Source organism: Hymenobacter segetis, assembly GCF_038448715.1.
Classification (GTDB): domain Bacteria; phylum Bacteroidota; class Bacteroidia; order Cytophagales; family Hymenobacteraceae; genus Hymenobacter; species Hymenobacter segetis.
Genome location: NZ_JBCEVZ010000091.1, coordinates 1 through 16369 on the forward strand (window position 1 = coordinate 1; position 16369 = coordinate 16369).

The 16369-nt window shown below is 58.8% G+C and carries 15 protein-coding genes; 6 read left to right on the forward strand and 9 right to left on the reverse strand.

Translation table 11 applies throughout. From position 1 onward, the window contains the following. Nucleotides 1-148 precede the first annotated feature (148 nt). The 3 genes from AAFH49_RS21065 (at nt 149) to AAFH49_RS21075 (ending at nt 5173) form a co-directional block, all read left to right on the forward strand. Nucleotides 149-2542 carry an RCC1 domain-containing protein gene (locus AAFH49_RS21065; RefSeq protein ID WP_342301303.1) on the forward strand — a complete coding sequence of 798 codons (2394 nt, stop codon included), beginning with the start codon at nt 149-151 and terminating at the stop codon, nt 2540-2542. 272 nt (nt 2543-2814) lie between these two features. Then, entirely contained in the window at nt 2815-3858 is a 1044-nt protein-coding gene (locus tag AAFH49_RS21070) for a hypothetical protein (protein WP_342301305.1), read from the forward strand. Next, on the forward strand, nt 3836-5173 hold the full coding sequence (locus AAFH49_RS21075; RefSeq protein ID WP_342301308.1) for a hypothetical protein: 1338 nt from the start codon (nt 3836-3838) through the stop codon (nt 5171-5173). Before AAFH49_RS21070 ends, AAFH49_RS21075 begins: the two co-directional genes overlap by 23 nt. Nucleotides 5174-5297: 124 nt before the next feature. On the opposite strand, the gene AAFH49_RS21080 is transcribed toward AAFH49_RS21075, so the two are convergent. From AAFH49_RS21080 to AAFH49_RS21090, 3 genes are all read right to left on the reverse strand, one after another. Then, nucleotides 5298-5951 (reverse strand): NAD-dependent epimerase/dehydratase family protein, encoded by a 654-nt coding sequence (locus AAFH49_RS21080; RefSeq protein ID WP_342301310.1) that lies wholly within the window; start codon nt 5949-5951, stop codon nt 5298-5300. A 124-nt stretch (nt 5952-6075) separates the two neighbouring features. Next, a complete protein-coding gene (locus tag AAFH49_RS21085) occupies nt 6076-6540 on the reverse strand; it encodes a transposase (RefSeq protein ID WP_342301312.1) in 465 nt (154 codons plus the stop codon). A 106-nt stretch (nt 6541-6646) separates the two neighbouring features. Continuing rightward, nucleotides 6647-7483 carry a CvfB family protein gene (locus AAFH49_RS21090; protein ID WP_342301313.1) on the reverse strand — a complete coding sequence of 279 codons (837 nt, stop codon included), beginning with the start codon at nt 7481-7483 and terminating at the stop codon, nt 6647-6649. A gap of 238 nt (nt 7484-7721) precedes the next feature. On the opposite strand from AAFH49_RS21090, the gene AAFH49_RS21095 reads away from it, so the two are divergent. Then, nucleotides 7722-9179, forward strand: a complete 1458-nt coding sequence (locus AAFH49_RS21095; protein WP_342301314.1) for an OmpA family protein — start codon at nt 7722-7724, stop codon at nt 9177-9179. A 189-nt stretch (nt 9180-9368) separates the two neighbouring features. Here the strand turns inward: AAFH49_RS21095 and AAFH49_RS21100 are convergent, their stop codons facing one another. From AAFH49_RS21100 to AAFH49_RS21120, 5 genes are all read right to left on the reverse strand, one after another. Next, nucleotides 9369-10052, reverse strand: a complete 684-nt coding sequence (locus AAFH49_RS21100; RefSeq protein WP_342301316.1) for an MIP/aquaporin family protein — start codon at nt 10050-10052, stop codon at nt 9369-9371. Further along, nucleotides 10052-10561: a GNAT family N-acetyltransferase gene (locus tag AAFH49_RS21105; RefSeq protein ID WP_342301318.1), complete on the reverse strand. Its 510-nt coding sequence runs from the start codon at nt 10559-10561 to the stop codon at nt 10052-10054. The genes AAFH49_RS21100 and AAFH49_RS21105 overlap by 1 nt, the downstream gene beginning before the upstream one ends. A gap of 148 nt (nt 10562-10709) precedes the next feature. After that, nucleotides 10710-11132, reverse strand: a complete 423-nt coding sequence (locus tag AAFH49_RS21110) for an arsenate reductase ArsC (protein ID WP_342301319.1) — start codon at nt 11130-11132, stop codon at nt 10710-10712. 43 nt (nt 11133-11175) lie between these two features. Continuing rightward, on the reverse strand, nt 11176-11637 hold the full coding sequence (locus AAFH49_RS21115) for a DUF6428 family protein (RefSeq protein ID WP_342301321.1): 462 nt from the start codon (nt 11635-11637) through the stop codon (nt 11176-11178). A gap of 56 nt (nt 11638-11693) precedes the next feature. After that, nucleotides 11694-12044 (reverse strand): ArsR/SmtB family transcription factor, encoded by a 351-nt coding sequence (locus AAFH49_RS21120; protein WP_342301323.1) that lies wholly within the window; start codon nt 12042-12044, stop codon nt 11694-11696. 361 nt (nt 12045-12405) lie between these two features. Here AAFH49_RS21120 and AAFH49_RS21125 point away from each other — a divergent pair, with 361 nt between their 5' ends. After that, nucleotides 12406-12858, forward strand: coding sequence for an energy transducer TonB (locus tag AAFH49_RS21125; RefSeq protein WP_342301324.1), 453 nt, complete (start codon nt 12406-12408; stop codon nt 12856-12858). Nucleotides 12859-13019: 161 nt separating this feature from the next. Here AAFH49_RS21125 and AAFH49_RS21130 read toward each other — a convergent pair whose 3' ends face one another. Continuing rightward, a complete protein-coding gene (locus AAFH49_RS21130) occupies nt 13020-14918 on the reverse strand; it encodes a BamA/TamA family outer membrane protein (protein ID WP_342301325.1) in 1899 nt (632 codons plus the stop codon). 296 nt (nt 14919-15214) lie between these two features. On the opposite strand from AAFH49_RS21130, the gene AAFH49_RS21135 reads away from it, so the two are divergent. Next, the coding region (locus AAFH49_RS21135) for a putative DNA modification/repair radical SAM protein (protein WP_342301327.1) at nt 15215-16369 on the forward strand (1155 nt) is incomplete at its 3' end.

Below are 16369 nucleotides of genomic sequence, written 5' to 3' on the forward strand. Positions count from 1 at the left end.
GTAATAGGCTTGGGGCATGCGGTGAAAGCAAGAACACCCACAACGGCCCGCCAGATACAGGAGCCTGTTATATTTGGCATGCCCGGCAATCAGTCTACTTAACCACCGTTTGGCCTGTCCCGCTTCTTCTTTTCCAACCCATCCACTTATGTCGATTTCTAAGTTTCCGCTGTGGGCTGTTCTCAGCCTATGGTTTCTTGCCGTGGCCGCTCAGGCGCAAACCCAGCCCCAGCGCATTGCGGCGGGCAGCGCGCACACCGCTTCTATTCATCCCGATGGAACCCTATGGACCTGGGGAACCAATACCTACGGCCAGCTCGGTGATGGAACAACCATTGACGAGACGGCCCCCGGCCAGGTAGGCACGGATACCAACTGGCAGGTGGTGGCGGCGGGCGACCAATTCACTGCTGCTATCCGGACCGACGGCTCCCTCTGGACCTGGGGCAACAACAACACCGGCCAACTAGGCAATGGCTACGCCAACTATAACCAGACGCAGCCCGCCCAAGTGGGTACCGATGCCTGGCAAAGCATTAGTGCTGGTAGTAACCATGCCACGGCCATCCGGACCGATGGCACCCTCTGGACCTGGGGAGACAACCAATACGGCCAGCTGGGGGATGGCACCACGCTTGGGCAAAATGCCCCCGTGCAGATAGGAACGGCCACTTGGCGCAGTGTTTCGGCTGGCACATACAATACCGCCGCTATTCGCAGCGATGGCACGCTCTGGGCCTGGGGCAGCACCCTGCTCTTGCCTGGCGCTTCTACCAGTCCCGTGCAGATAGGCACGGCCACTACCTGGCAAAGTATATCCGTAGGCAATGGCCATGCGGTGGCCATCCGAACCGACGGCACCCTGTGGGCCTGGGGCGATAATAGCCAGGGCCAGCTGGGAAATGGGACAACTTCCCGCCAGGTAGTGCCCGTGCAGATAGGCACGGCCTCGACCTGGCAAAGCGTAGCCGCGGGCACCAACCACACCGTGGCCACCCGCACCGATGGCACCCTGTGGGCCTGGGGCGATAATACCTATGGCCAGCTCGGGGATGGGACGACCAACCGCCGCCTAGCACCCGTGCAGGTAGGCAGCTTGTCGGGCTGGACGGCCGTTGATGCCGGGAATAATTATACTGTTGCCTTGCGGGCCGACAATACGTTCTGGGCCTGGGGCGATAACACGAGTGGCCAGCTCGGCAACAACGCCGGCGTGCAGACATCGCCCATTCAGGTGGCGCCGCCCAGTACCTGGCGCGCCATTGCGGCCGGCAGCAATTACTCGGTGGGCATCCGGATGGATGGCACCCTCTGGGCCTGGGGCGATAACCTGAACGGCCGGCTCGGCGATGGCACCACCACCAACCACGATGCGCCGGTGCAAATAGGGGCCGCAACCTGGCAGAGCATCAGCGCGAGCACCAACTTCACCCTGGCCATTCGCACCGACGGCACCCTGTGGGCGTGGGGCGATAACACCGAAGGCCAGCTCGGCAATGGCACGAGGGTCAACCAGCGCACGCCCGTCCAAATTGGTACGGCCAGCACCTGGCAGAGCATTAGCGCGGGCGGCCGCCACGCCGTGGCTATCCGCACCGATGGGACGCTGTGGGCCTGGGGCAACAACCAGAGCGGCCAGCTCGGCCTTGGGGCTGTGTCCGCGCAAAATGCGCCCGTGCAGGTTGGCAGCGGCACCACCTGGCAAAGCGTGAGTGCGAGCGGGGACCACACGGCCGCCGTTCGTGCGGACGGTACCCTTTGGGCCTGGGGCAGCAATTACGCCGGCCAGCTGGGCGACGGCACCACCACCAACCAAGATGCTCCGGTGCAAATAGGTACCGCTACCACCTGGCGAAGCGTAACCGCTGGCTACATCTTCACCCTGGCCCTGCGCACCAACGGCACCCTCTGGGCCTGGGGCAACAACAGCTACGGCCAGCTGGGCAACCGCACGTATATTTCCCAAACCGCCCCCGTGCAGGTTGGTACCGTATCGACCTGGCAAAGCGTGAATGCAGGCGGTTACGGGGCAGCGGCCATTCGGACCGATGGCTCTCTCTGGACCTGGGGCAATAATGGCCTTGGGCAACTCGGCAACGGCACTACCACCACTACGAATACCCCCGTGCAAGTGGGTACCGGGGCTACCTGGCAGCGCGTAGACGCCGGTGGAAACCACATGCTGGCCATCCGGACCGATAACCTGCTCTGGGCCTGGGGCTGGAACAGCAGTGGCCAGCTCGCGCAGCCCGTGGATAACCCCACCCCCCTATACATTCCTTCGGGTGGCACGCCCTTGGCTACGGTGGCCAACACCGCCCTGGGAAGCTGGCAGCTCGTGCCCAATCCCGCGCAAGGCCGCGTACGGCTGCAAGGACTGACTACAAAACTGGTGGCGGTAAAGGTATTCGATGCGCAGGGCCGTTTGGTCCGGAACGCTACCACCCCTGATATCGTGCTGACGGGCCTCGCCCCCGGGCTTTATCTGCTCCGGGCCACTACGGAAGGCACCACCCGCACCCTGCGGCTGGCGGTTGAGTAAGGAAGCCTGCTCAAGCCGATAGCGCGCTTCCAGGGCTACACCAAGCTCATCCTCCTCGGCGGGGGCGGGGCCAAAGGCGATACCACCGCGAAGAAGGACGCCTAAGCCGCGACAAGAAACAGAAAGCCCCGCCAGTAGCTGACGGGGCTTTTTGTTGAGTCAAAAAGAAGGGATAGTACTGCCTTATTATAAGCGCTGTTGATGTAATATTGCTGCTATATCTTGCCTTGTTTAAAATTGTGGATAGTACAGGGTTAACACAGACCATCAGAATGAACAATTTAGTTGAATCACTCAGAAAAGCAGTACAAGGAGAAATAGGACGCTTCTTGTATAATGAGAAGTTTCATGTACATGAGCAAATTGAAGAAGCTCTTCTTATTACCATAGATGAAATATCTGAGTACTACGAAGAAGGTCAATTGCTTTTTCCGGAGGTTCTAGTTGTGAATAACTTCAAGTTGTTAATGCAACTTATTCCTCATGAAGAAATTAAAATTGGCAAAGCGCCCATAGCTTCTAATAACTTCAAATTGGCAATTAAGCAATGTGCGCCTCTATGTAAGGATGGATGGGTTATGTACATTAACCTTGAAGAAGATGAAATGATATATGGCTTGGTGTCTGCTGAATTAAGTTCAAATAGTCTTACTCTATTAGACCAACTTAAAACACTGTCGGCTCCTGAAATCGTCTATTGTACTGCTTATATACGCAGAAATACAGCAACCTCAGTCGAGGTTCAAGGAAGAAAGAATAATATAATTGTTGAGTTCTCATTGAAACAGCCACTTGAAACTGAGGTGAATCATGTTAATGTGCTAGCTAATAATATTGCTGTTAAATCAGAAAATATTGACCAATTGAACATGTTATATCATATCAATAGACTAATATCTGATGCTGTGAGAAGTGGACATGGTAATTTAATAGGTGTTATAGATGAATCGACTGAGTCTTTGACGAATTTGCGTGGAAAAATACCAGAGGGCATTTATCTAGAGGAGCCAATTGATATATGTGAAATGATAAAGGTTCTGCACGAAGAAAAGTCAAGTCAATCAGACTTTAAACTTAGATTGTATGTTAGTGCTGTGAAATCAATGTTGAACAATGACGGTATTACTGTCTTTAATAACAAGGCTCAGCTTGTAGGATACCATTTGTTGATTCCAAGCATACATGGTGCTGGAGATACTTCGGCTAATAGGGAAGGTGCGGGAACAAGAAGTAAAGCATTCGATACGATGAAATCATCAGGGATATTTATTTCAGGCTTTTTTAAATCACAAGATGGAAGAGAAAAATCATTCTAGTGTTTCGCCGCCTTGGACGGGTGGGAGTGGCATTGTAATTCCTAGAAACGCCAAGACTGCGAATCAAATCGTTGTTTTAGCAAATGCGCTTACTCCTAAACAACAGGAAAATGTTATTAAGGCAGTAAAAAACGAGTCGTATGAAATGGCTGCGGAATTTGTATGGAAACGTTCAATATCACGTCTTCAGTCAATTCTGTATAGCCTTGGTATGAACTTTATAGGCGAAATGCTTAATCGTTCCGATATTGACACAGGTAGTGTTATAGAAAACGAACTAACCGAATTCTCAACACTAAAACTTGCAGAACAATTAGGTATATTCAATTCTACCGGTGCGTTCAGGCTTAAGCAGTCTTTAGAAATAATAAACCATTTTGTTAGACTGGGTAATGCTGAGGATGGTGAAAGTGAAGAGGAAGAATTGTCCTATCTTGATGCATTAAATATTGTAAAAAATTGCGTGCAGTATGTCCTAGGGCAGCAGAATATTACTGTGGCAATTGAGTTTTCAAGATTCAGAGATAGACTTCTTTCCGAAACATTGACCACAGAAGACTCTCAGGTACAACAGTTGATAGGTTCTCCTGCGTTTTATCTTAGTACGACTATTACCATTCTGCTTTCTTCTATAAAAGAGCCTAAAGGTGCAACGGTTACTCATGCATTGAGTAACCTGAATTCTTTAATTAAAGCAATGTGGAAAAACCTGCCTGAAAAGGATAAATTCAGGCTAGGAAGTATTTACAGAGATACCATAGCCGACGGGAATACTAGTATATCCAACGGGATTCGTCTTGCATTGCTCAAGGTCCAGGGATTTGACTATGTGCCAGAAACACTTAAGTCTGCAACCTTTTCTAAAGTTGCAAAACAAATTGTCGATACGCACTTTAGTCACAACAACTTTTATAATGAATACCCCTTGGTTAAAAACTTAGCTAACCTAGGGACATCTATACCTAAAGACGCTTTCTTAGATTGCATACAGGCATACCTCTGTGTTTATATAGGTAATAGGTATGGTTATGCAAGGGATGCTGCTCCGGTAGCATATGAACAGCTTATTAAAATTCCTATCGTACGTTGGGAGTATTATATCGACAAGGTTCTTAAAGACGATGATATAATACTGTACAAACTTTATGAAGAGAATTCTTCACGCAGGTTTGTGGAGCTTTATCACACGCTCAAACTTAATGTAGCACCAGGTACGAATAAATATATGGCAAGTCTATTAAGGAGCATAAATAACAGGTCTTACGAAGGGGTCAAAAGAGCTGCTGAAACAATTATAAAAAACAAAGAAGTATAACTCTTTGCCGTAGCTTGAAGCAGCAAAAAGCCTCGCCAGTGTCTGGCGAGGCTTTTTGCTGCTTCAAGCTACGGCGCGGCTACTCCGGCACCGGGCGTTTCACCACGGGGCGGGTGGGGGTGGGCTAGCGCGGCGCCAGCTCTTCCGACGAATGCACGCGGGTACCGCCGCCATCTTCCTCGGCGGCTCGGAGCATGGCGGCGGCCACCGTGGCCCCCGTCACGGGCCGATACTTCAGCAGCGGGCCGCGTAGCAGGGGGCGCAGCAGCCGCAGCACCACCGCCCCCAGGCGCTCGCCCAGGCGGGGCGCGGCCCGCTCGCCCAGCAGCAGCGAGGGCCGGAAAATATGGATGGCCCGGAAGGGCGTCTGGCGCACGGCGGCTTCCATCTCGCCCTTCACCCGGCTGTAGTAGATGGCGCTGTCGGCATCGGCCCCCATGCTGGATACCACCATGAACTGCGAGGCAAAATTGCCGGCCGCCAGCGCCGCCAGCTGCACCACGTACAGGAAATCGACCTTGAAAAACGCTTCCTTCGAGCCCGCCTGCTTCATGGTGGTGCCCAGGCAGCAAAACACGTCGTCGGCGATGAGCTTGAGGCGCACCTCGTCCAGCCGGTCCAGCTCCGTGACCACCTGCACCAGCTTGGGGTGGATGGTGGGCACGGCCTTGCGCCCCACCACAATCACCTTGGCGTAGCGCTCCGAAGCCAGCAGCAGCGGCAGCAGCTGCGAACCAATGAGGCCCGTGGCCCCGGCGAGTAAAGCGGTTTTTTGCATAGGGTGCGGTGGGGATGCTGTATGGTGTAGGGTGCGGGGCTTGCCCCCGCCCGTCGTTGAACGAAATCGTCTACGCCATCTCAGCGATTCCGTTCAACGTCCGGGCGGGGGCAAGCCCCGCACCCTACCAGCGGCTGGGGTTATCGAGAATGTATTTGCGGTAGCCTTCCAGTTCGCTCGCGTTGCGGATGATGTGCTCGTAATAATCGCGCTGCCAGCACGAAGCCGGAACTGGTTGCCCATCCGCTAGCAATTGCTTGCGCCATTTTGCATAGCAGCGTGATTTAAAACTACCAACCACTGTGCTCACATGCACTGCTTGGTTGCGGGTCAGAACTAGAATGCAGTGCAGATGATTGGGCATCACCATCCACGTATCCAGCCGCACGGTTGGGAAATGGGTTGGTATGGCGGCCAATTCTGATAATACCAATTGGCCCAAAGCCGAAGGTTGAAGCGGTTCTTCTGGCGTTAAGACACCGAACAAATGCGCTTTGTCGCGGGCGCAGATGGTGAGAGCGTAGTAGCCCGCCATGCTGTAGTCATAGCCATTATAGCGGATGCTGCGGCGCTGGGGAGTCGGTTCCATTGTAGGGTGCGGGGCTTGTCCCCGCCCGTCGTTGAACGGTGTCTCCGAAATATAAGGGGCTGTTCAACGATTCCGTTCAACGACGGGCGGGGGCAAGCCCCGCACCCTACTTCAATATGGTCGCCTCCGGCTCCAGCAGCACCAGGCCCTGGCGGAACAAGGCCCCCAGCGCCTTTTTGAATACCTTTTTGCTCATGCCCACGCGGCGGTACACGTCCTCGGCCAGGCTCTTGTCGCCCAGGGGCAGGCGGCCGCCTGGTGCGGCTTTGATGGCTTTGAGCAGCGTATCCGTGGCCGATTCTACTTCGCCGTAGCCTTCCTTTTGCAGGCGCACGTCGAGCTTGCCATCGGCGCGCACCTGGCGGAGGAAGCCGGTCAGCTGCTCGCCCAGGCGCAGGGGGCGGAATACTTCGTTGTGAAACAGCAGCCCCTGGTGCGTGCCATTCACGATGACGGGGTAGCCCAGCTCGGTTTCGTCGGCCACCATGAGGCGCACCTCGTCGCCGGGCTCGCCCCGGAAAGGCTCCTGGCTCAGGAACTGCTTCCACTTGGTGGAGGCCACGAGGCGGTCGCTTTCCTCGTCGAGGTACACGTACACGAACACCCGCTCGCCGGGGCGCAGGTCGCGCCGCTGGTTGCGGAAGGGCAGGAGCAGGTCTTTTTCCAGGCCCCACTCCAGGAACGCGCCGGCCGGGCCGTGGTCCTTCACCGTGAGGCCGGCGTAGGAGTTCACCAGCGCCAGGGGGCGCAGGTTGGTGGCAATGAGGCGGTCCTCCGAGTCGCGGTACACGAACACGCGCACGATGTCGCCCACGCGGGTGCCGGCTTCCACGTACTTTTCGGGGAGCAGCAGGTCGCCGTCGTCGGAGGTGAGGTAGAGGCCGATGCTGGTTTCGCGGGCTACTTCGAGGTCGTTGTAATCGCCGAGGAGGAGGCTGGCCATTCGTCTGAGAGTTATTAGTGAGGGTACAAAGGTCGGGCGAAAATGCTGACGTCAGAACAGCGTAGGGGCGGGGCTTGCCCCCGCCCCTACGCTGTTCGACCCCGAATCCGCTTAAAAGGCATTACCTCATCCATAACCTTCTATCACCTGCTAAGTATAGCACATTGGCTATGTGTGTGACCCGGCGCTTCGCCATGACTTGCCATCGGGTCAATACTTCACTCCAAACCCCATTCGCATGAGACGTTTTCTAACTCCGTTGCTAGTCGTGGGAATACTGCTAATGGCGGCCCCGCGTGGCTACACCCAAACCGCCGACCGCAAAACGGCCATCAGCCTCTTCGGCAGCGCTTCCCAGTACAAGGGTAGCCTGGGCGAAGATTTCTGGAAGTGGGACCGCAACCGCTACGGCGGGGGCATTGGCATCAACCGCTACCTCACCCCGGGCCTCGACCTGGGCCTGCAAGGCAGCTTCGTGAAGCTCGAAGGCTCCCAAAGCGCGGCCACCAATTTCAGCACCAAGGTAACCAGCGTGAACCTGGCCCTGAAACTGAAGCTCAATAACGGCTGGGCCATCAAGGAGGATGCCGTGGTGCAGCCCTACCTGCTGGCCTCGCCGGGCCTGGCCTTCACCAACCGCACCGGCGTGGTGCGCGGCGTTTCCGTCAATGACAAGGCCACCTACTTCGACCTGTTCGGGGCGGCCGGCATCAACTTCCAGGTCAGCGAAGGCCTGGGGATTTTCATCCAGACCGGCCAGCACATTCCCCTGAACGCGAATTTCGACGGCGAGCCCATCCGCGACGCCGACAAGTTCGATGACCGGTACCTCCAGCACACCGTGGGCGTTACCATTGCCCTCGGCAAGCCCAAAGACACCGATGGCGACGGCGTGCCCGACCGCAAAGACAAGTGTCCCAACACGCCCGCCGGCGTGGCCGTGGACCTCACCGGCTGCCCCCTCGACGGCGATGCCGACGGCGTGCCCGACTACCAGGACAAGTGCCCCACCGAGAAAGGCCTCGCCACCCTGCAGGGCTGCCCCGACCGTGACGGCGACGGCGTGGCCGACGGCGACGACGCCTGCCCCGACCAGCCCGGCACGCCCGCCCTGCGCGGCTGCCCCGACACCGACGGCGACGGCATTCCCGACAACGTGGACAAGTGCCCCGGCACTGCCGCCGGCACCCAGGTAGACGCCAGTGGCTGCCCCGTAGTGCTCGACCAGGACAAGGACGGCGTGCTCGACCCCGCCGATAAGTGCCCCGACACCCCGGCAGGTACCCGCGTTGACTCCGTAGGCTGCCCGCTGGCCATCGACCCCGGCACGCTGAAGCTGCAATCGCCCATCCGGTTCCGGACCAACAGCACGATTATCGAGCGCAGCTCCTATCCCAAGGCCAACAGCATCGCGGCCGCCATGAAAGCCCACCCGGACTATCAGCTCCGCATCATCGGCCACGCCGACAGCCGCGGCACCGATGAGTACAACCAGGCCCTGTCCCTGCGCCGCGCCGAAGCCGTGAAAAGCTACTTCACCAAGAAGGGTGTCGAATCCGAGCGCGTGATAACCGAAGGCCGGGGCGAAAGCGAGCCCGTGGCCCCGAACACCACGAAGGCCGGCATGTCGAAAAACCGGCGGGTCGAATTCAAATTCGAGTACACCCCTGCGCCCGCAACCACGCCGCAGCCCTGATAAGGACGGTTTGATAGAATGAAAAAAGCGCCTCACCGCATTGGTGGGGCGCTTTTTTTAATAGCTTTCTTAAAGCGGTTTCATTGTCTGAATGTAGGGGCGGGGCCTGCCCCCGCCCATTCGTTCGCCTCGTTGCAACGATTCCGTTCAACGATGGGCGGGGGCAGGCCCCGCCCCTACAAATGCCGATTATTGAATGGGCGGAAGTGCTTCTGGCTCCGCGCCAACGGCCAGCAGCCTATCCACCGCCACGGCCAGCAGCGCCCCGGCCACCGGCCCCACCACATACACCCCCCAATCGGTCCAAACCCCGCTAAACAGCGCCGGAGCCAGCGAGCGGGCCGGGTTCATGCTCGCACCCGTGAGCGGCCCGGCCACCAGCGCCTCCAGCGCCACCGTCACGCTGATGGCCAGTCCCGCCAGCATCCCCACTTCCTTCGAGCCCGAGGTGACCCGCAGAATCACCAGCATAAGCCAGAACGTGAGGAAGGTTTCGATGCCCAGCGCCTGCCAGGCCCCATGTGCCGGCAGCGTGGCCCCGAGGTTGGAGCCCGGCCCGGCAATCAGCTTCACCAGAAAGCTGCCCAGCGCCGCGCCCGCCAACTGCGCCAGCACATACGGCAGCACCCGCCGCCCCGGAAACCGTCCCATCGCCCAGAAGGCCACCGTCACGGCGGGATTGACGTGCGCGCCGCTGGTTTCGCCCAGGCTCTGGATGATGATGAACACCACCAGCCCGAAGGCCGCCGCCACGCCGCCGTGCCCCAGTGCGTGGGTCTGCGCATCGACCACCGCCGCGCCGGTCCCAAAAATCAACAGAATGGTCGTGCCCAGCGCCTCGGCCAGCAGGCAGGTTCGAAGAGTATGCTGCATCAGGCTACGGCATTGTCGGCGGTGCCCACCACGGCGCTGCGGCGCTCCAGCAGCAGGGTATCGTGCCACACGCCGCGCAGCTGGCCGATGCGCTCACGCCGCCCCACCTGCCGGAATCCCACGGCTTCGTGCAGCCGCACGCTGGCCGCGTTTTCGGGGAAAATGCCGGCCTGCAAGGTCCACAGGCCATTTCGTTCCGATTCAGCAACCAGCGCCTGCATCAGGGCTAAGCCTACACCGCGCCCCCGGGCGGTGGCCCCCACATACACGCTCACCTCGGCCACACCCGCGTACACGCAGCGCCCCGAAACCGGCGAGAGGGCCACCCAACCCAGCACCTGGCCCGTTTCATCGGTGGCTACCAGGCGGCAAGAGGCAAGGTGGCCGGTATCCCAGGCCTCCCAGGTCGGCGGCTCGGTGGCGAAGGTGGCGGTGCCGGTGGCCATGCCCTCGGCGTAGATGGCGCGCACGGCCGGCCAATGGTCGGCCGTGAGGGGAAGAATGGTCATGGGAGGAAATGGTAAGGAGGGAAATATTAATCAAGAACGTCATGCAGAGCGCAGCGAAGCATCTTTACCGCGCAACGCAATCAGAGGATTAGTATTGAGGTAAAGATGCTTCGCTGCGCTCTGCATGACGTGCTGGTAGAGCTTACCCCTAAAACTCGGCCCGCACAAAATCCTGCGCATACGCCTTCACCTCATCGCGCACGCTGCGGAACTGCGCCATGATTTCCTCCTCGCTGCCGGTGGCCTTGGCGGGGTCGGGGAAATTGTGGTGCAGCTTTTTCGCCGTGGAGGGGAACACGGGGCACACCTCGTTGGCGTGGTCGCACACGGTGATGACGTAGTCGAAGGGCACGGCGGCGTACTCGTCCACATGGTTGCTGGTGTGGGTCGAAATGTCCACGCCGTCCTCGGCCATCACGCGCACGGCACGCGGGTTGAGGCCGTGCACTTCGACGCCGGCGCTGTACACGTTGGCGCGGTCGCCCAGGGCCTGCGCGAGGTAGCCGTGCAGCAGCTGGCTGCGGCAGGAGTTGCCGGTGCACAGCACCAGAATGTTCTTTTTGTCAGGCATAGAGCTTGGGGAAAGCAGTTGAAAAGCGTCGGTTATAAGTTGTCTAGCAGCACCCACCGCCCGGTGTGCAGCCTGCCACTTGCAGCTGGGGCAGGGCGAACTGCTGGTCGGCCGGAATACCACAGGCATCCTGCGCCAAACAAGCCGTATGCTTGGCCGTGAGCAGAAAATCGGTGCCATCAAACGCCAGTCCGAACTTGCCAATGGTGGCCTGCTGGTACTCCACTTCAATGTCCAAATCCTCGCGTCCCAGGATTTTCTCCGACAGCTTCAGGATGTGCAGGAATTTCTGCGGAGCCAGCCGGTGGTCGTAGTCGCCGGCCTCCCAGAGCTGGAAGTTGGCCACCGTTTCGCGCCGCTCCACGCCGCCGCAATCGATAAAATGCTTGCTCACCAGCCCCACTTCCGTCACGTGGAAATGGGCGGGCAGCTGCGTGCCATCGGGCAGGCGGAAGCTCACGGCTGATAGCCCGTTCAGGGCTTCTTTCATCTCGGAGATTTTCATGATGCTGGGTTGGTTAAAAGTGAGTTTCGGGAGAAGGAGAGGAGGCATCAGGCGACTCAGCAGCAGCTGGGGACAGCAGCAGTATCGGGGACGCTAGTGGGCATTTCCGCCAGCAAATTGCCGAGCAGCTGCCGGGCCACGGCCCAGCCGGCCGGGTCGAGGCAGTAGCACACGCGGGGGCCATCTACCTCGCCCTGCACCAGGCCGGCCGCTTTCAGCTCCTTGAGGTGCTGCGACACGGTGCTCTGCGACAGGGGCAGCTCCAGCACCAGCTCGCCGCATACGCAGGCGCGCCGCTGGGCCAGCAGCCGCACAATGGCCACCCGCGCCGGGTGCCCTAGCGCTTTGGCAATTGCGGCCAGCCGCTGCTCCGCTTCCGTGAATTCGGCCCGCTTGTGAGTTGCCATAGATGTTTCGTTTATCGTAGATTTACGATTGCAAACATAGTTGGTTTATTTGCTTCCTCCTCCGTTGTCTTGGTATTTATGCGAATAGTTATATTAAATAATTGCTAACAATAATTGGCTTATTATTTTAAAAATGCAAGTGAGCAATAGCTTTGTGGCGTAGTAATTGCCTCTAAGACTTTGTTGAGCCGTTTTGCTAAAAATAAATTTGACCGGCAGTGCCTTTTCTAAAGCGTTTTTTGTGCTTGTTGGCACAGTTATTTTATTTAGAAAAGCCAATTCTGGTAAAACTTTCGTAGCTTAGGCTGTTGCTAGACTTTTCGGCCTGGCGTTTATCATCTACTCCTAATCCCCTCGCAACGTGATAAATCCTCTACGCTTCTTATTGGGTGTTGGTCTGCTGGGCCTATTGGCCACCGGCCAAAGCCTGGCCCAAACCGGCCCCAACCCGGCCGCCCACACCAGCCCCGTGGCTCCGGCAGCCATCAAGCCCGATTCGGTGTTCATCAACCCGGAGGTGCGCCCACAGTTCACGGGCGGCGACAAAGCCTTTATGGCCTATCTCAGCAAGAACATTCGCTACCCGCAACAGGCGTTGCAGCGGCGGATATCGGGCCGGGTGTTTGTCAACTTTATTCTCAGTGCCCAGGGCCGCGTGCAGGATGCCCACGTGGTGAGCGGCCCCGGCAACGGCCTCAACGACGAAGCCCTGCGCCTGGTGTGGCTGATGCCCCCTTGGGAGCCCGCCCGTTCCAACGGCCAGCCCGTGCGCGTGGCCTGCACCGTGCCCATCTCCTTCAATTCGGAGCGGTAGAAGTAGGGTGTAAATAACTGGGTAAAAGAACGTCATGCTGAGCGTAGTCGAAGCATCTCTACTGCGATACTAATCCTTTTGATTGGGATTACTACTGCGGTAGAGATGCTTCGACTACGCTCAGCATGACGTTCTTTTATTCCCTCACTCCCTCACCCGCTTTATTGAAACGGTGCTGTGCCGGGGGCCCCGAGGCCGAAATCGTTGAATGTAACCGTTTCGCGGGTCGACTCGAACATCTTGATGCCGTTGGGCGTGGCCAGCCCGCGCGGGTAGTAGCCGATGAGCAGCTGGAACGTGCGCAGGGCCGTGAACTCGTTGCGGAAGCGCAGGCCCAGCCCGAAAGCCGTGTAGGGTGCGCCGCCAAAGGGCGTGCCGCCCCGGGGCTGGTCGCTCACCCAGGCCGCATCGGCAAAGGCCACGCCGGCCAGCCGGAAACCCAAAAGTGAAAGCGGGGTAAAGAGCGTGGTTTCGTAGTTCACCACAAAGCGGCTGGTGGCCAGAATGGGCTGCCCCGGCGAAAACCCGCGCAGTCCCCGGTCGTTGGTGATGCCCTGGAGGATGTCGCCGGGGTTGCGGTTAAGCCCGATGGTGGCCTTGCTGCTGAGGAAATGCCGGTACTGCCAGTTGCCCGCGTGGTAGAGCTTGGTGAAGGCCGTAAGCTCGGTGCCCAGCAGGCCCTGCTGCCACACGCGGGGCTGATTGACGGTCTGAAACGAACCAAAATCGACGGCCCCGTAGAGGTAGCCGCTGTTGGCACTGAAGCTGGCCGCCGCAATGCGCACGTCGAAATAGCGGCGCGGCAACACGCTGCTCACCTCGTAGCCCGTCGTGAAGCTGAGCAGCGTGCCCGTGGGCACGTCTTCGGTGCGGCCAAAACCGAACAGGTACCGGGCCTTATAGTAGCGGCGCACCGAATAGCCCACCGTGCCCAGCAGCAGCGCGCCGTTGTGGTAGGCCGGTGCCGGAATGTCGGTGGGCTGCGGCGTGGCCGTGTAGTGGGTGTTGATGACGCGGGCCGCCACGATGATGCGGCCCGGGTTTTCGTAGCCCAGGTCGTAGGAGCGCAGGCGCAGGGCCCGGCCCACCCAGGCATCCTGCACCAGGTAGTGCAGGGGGTAATACACGTACGGTTGCCCGTCGGGCGGGGCCTGCAAGGGAATGTCCTGGTCGACGGCATTCAGGTTGATGGCCCCGGCGTAGCGCGTGCTGGGCGAGTAGAAGTCGCGGGTGAGCGACACCCCGCCCGAGCGGTAGTTGTATTCGTTGCGGTAGCGGGCCTGCGCGTATAAAAAGTGCCGAAACGGGGCCGTGTAGCTCCCTTCGTAGGCCCAGCTCTGGGGCCATTCGCGGCCGTAGCGGTAGGAGTTGGCCAACTGGTGGCCCTGGCCCAGGAAGTTGTCGTCGCCGGCCGTGATGAGGCCCGACGTGGGCGTGCCCACCTCCACGCCCGCCGTGATGCTGAATACATCCTTAGTCAATACCTCAATATCGACGCTGTCGCGGGTGGTGGTGCGCTCGTTCACCAGCACGCGAGCATCCAGGATTTCGGGCGTCTGGCGCAGCAGGCGTTCCGATTCGGCCAGGGCCTGGGGCTCCAGCGGCTGGCCGGGCCGGAACAGCAGCACCTGCCGGATGCGCGAGCGGCTGGTTTTGATGTGCAACGCATTGCCGGCCTTCTCAATGGCCGTGCGCGGTACGCGGGTGGAGTCGGACAAGTTGTAGCCGAACGCATCGAGCGTGCGGATGTTGATGCGCCGCACGATTTTGAAGTTGTGGCGGTCGAACTGCCGGTCCAGCAGCACGGCATCCAGCCCGGCCTGTTCCTCTTGCCGCCGTGTAAAATTGAACATGGCGGAAACCGCCCGGCCGGCAATGGTTTTGCGGCGCGAGTAGGCCTGCAGCCGGGTCAGCAGCCGCTGCTCGTCGAAGCGCTGGCGCAGGGAGTCGGGGCGCTGGGGCAGTATCTCCAGCTTGGCCTTGAGCGAATCGGGCGGCACCGCCGAGCGCGGGTCAAACGTCTGCGCGCGCGCCGGCCGGACCAGCGAGCCCAGGAGCAAAAATACAAGCAGGAAAAAACCGCGAAAGCTCATTTGGGAACGCAACGCCGCAAATTACGAAAAGGAGCCGGGGCATGGGTTGGTTCTATAGTTATTGAGGCGCTGGCAGGCGTGAGCAGGTGCTGGGCCAGCGTTGCCAGCGTGCATCGTCCCGTCAATTTTGCTAAGCCGTTGCGAAATGCTGTCCAGGTATTTTTCCCAAAAAAAGAAACTATTCCCAAAAAAATTAGCTTAAACAATAGTGCCCGATTGGGCACTGGTTATTACTTTTAAGGCCGAAAGCAACGCCTCGCCGCATGAACGAACGCATTCAGGAGAAACTAAGCATATTAGCCGATGCCGCCAAGTACGATGCATCGTGCAGCAGCAGCGGCGGCAAGCGCAAAAACGAAGGCAAAGGCCTCGGCAACGCCGAAGGCATGGGCATTTGCCACAGCTACACCGAGGACGGCCGCTGCGTGAGCCTGCTGAAAATCCTGCTCACCAATCACTGCATTTTCGACTGCGCCTACTGTGTCTCACGCCGCTCGAACGACGTGAAGCGTGCCGCCTTCACCGTGGATGAAGTCGTCGACCTCACCATCAATTTCTACCGCCGCAACTACATCGAGGGCCTGTTCCTGAGCTCCGGTATCTTCTCCAGCCCCGACTACACGATGGAGCGCCTGGTCCGCATCGTGAAAAAGCTGCGCACCGAGCACCGGTTCAACGGCTACATCCACGTCAAAACCATCCCCGGCGCTTCGGAGGAGCTGATTGCCGAAGCCGGCCTCTACGCTGACCGCCTCAGCGTGAACATCGAGTTGCCCTCCGAGCTGGCCCTCACCACGCTGGCCCCCGAGAAAAATTACCAGGAAATCCTGACCCCGATGGCCCAGATTCGGGACGGCATCATCCAGAATAAGGAGGAAAAGGCCTTGTTCAAGAAAGTGCCCGGCTTCGCCACCGCCGGCCAGAGCACCCAGCTCATCGTAGGAGCCAGCGCTGAGACGGATTTGCAAATCATCAAGCTCACCGACAGCCTCTACCAGGGCTACGGCCTAAAGCGCGTGTACTACTCCGGCTACATTCCCGTGACCGACGACGCCCGCCTGCCGCAGGTGACGCAGCCGCCCGTTATCCGCGAGCACCGCCTGTACCAGACCGACTGGCTGATGCGCTTCTACGGCTTCCAGGCCGACGAAATCCTCGACCCCGCGCACCCGCACCTCGACCTCGAAATCGACCCCAAGCTGGCCTGGGCCCTGCGCAACCGCCACGTTTTTCCCATTGATGTGAACGTGGCCGACTATGAGATGATACTGCGCATTCCCGGCGTGGGGGCGCGCTCCGCCAAGCGCATCATCGCCGCCCGCCGCTTCGCCACGCTCAACATGGAAACCCTGCGCCAGCTGGGCGTGGTGCTCAAGCGGGCCAAATATTTCCTCACCTGCCAGGGCGAGCACCAGCCC

Excerpts from the sequence above, each read along its gene's own strand:
- AAFH49_RS21080 (WP_342301310.1), bottom strand. The coding sequence starts at position 5,951 with ATGCAAAAAACCGCTTTACTCGCCGGGGCCACGGGCCTCATTGGTTCG.
- AAFH49_RS21085 (WP_342301312.1), bottom strand. The coding sequence starts at position 6,540 with ATGGAACCGACTCCCCAGCGCCGCAGCATCCGCTATAATGGCTATGAC.
- AAFH49_RS21090 (WP_342301313.1), bottom strand. The coding sequence starts at position 7,483 with ATGGCCAGCCTCCTCCTCGGCGATTACAACGACCTCGAAGTAGCCCGC.
- AAFH49_RS21120 (WP_342301323.1), bottom strand. The coding sequence starts at position 12,044 with ATGGCAACTCACAAGCGGGCCGAATTCACGGAAGCGGAGCAGCGGCTG.
- AAFH49_RS21100 (WP_342301316.1), bottom strand. The coding sequence starts at position 10,052 with ATGCAGCATACTCTTCGAACCTGCCTGCTGGCCGAGGCGCTGGGCACG.
- AAFH49_RS21115 (WP_342301321.1), bottom strand. The coding sequence starts at position 11,637 with ATGAAAATCTCCGAGATGAAAGAAGCCCTGAACGGGCTATCAGCCGTG.
- AAFH49_RS21075 (WP_342301308.1), top strand. The coding sequence starts at position 3,836 with ATGGAAGAGAAAAATCATTCTAGTGTTTCGCCGCCTTGGACGGGTGGG.
- AAFH49_RS21095 (WP_342301314.1), top strand. The coding sequence starts at position 7,722 with ATGAGACGTTTTCTAACTCCGTTGCTAGTCGTGGGAATACTGCTAATG.
- AAFH49_RS21110 (WP_342301319.1), bottom strand. The coding sequence starts at position 11,132 with ATGCCTGACAAAAAGAACATTCTGGTGCTGTGCACCGGCAACTCCTGC.
- AAFH49_RS21105 (WP_342301318.1), bottom strand. The coding sequence starts at position 10,561 with ATGACCATTCTTCCCCTCACGGCCGACCATTGGCCGGCCGTGCGCGCC.
- AAFH49_RS21070 (WP_342301305.1), top strand. The coding sequence starts at position 2,815 with ATGAACAATTTAGTTGAATCACTCAGAAAAGCAGTACAAGGAGAAATA.
- AAFH49_RS21065 (WP_342301303.1), top strand. The coding sequence starts at position 149 with ATGTCGATTTCTAAGTTTCCGCTGTGGGCTGTTCTCAGCCTATGGTTT.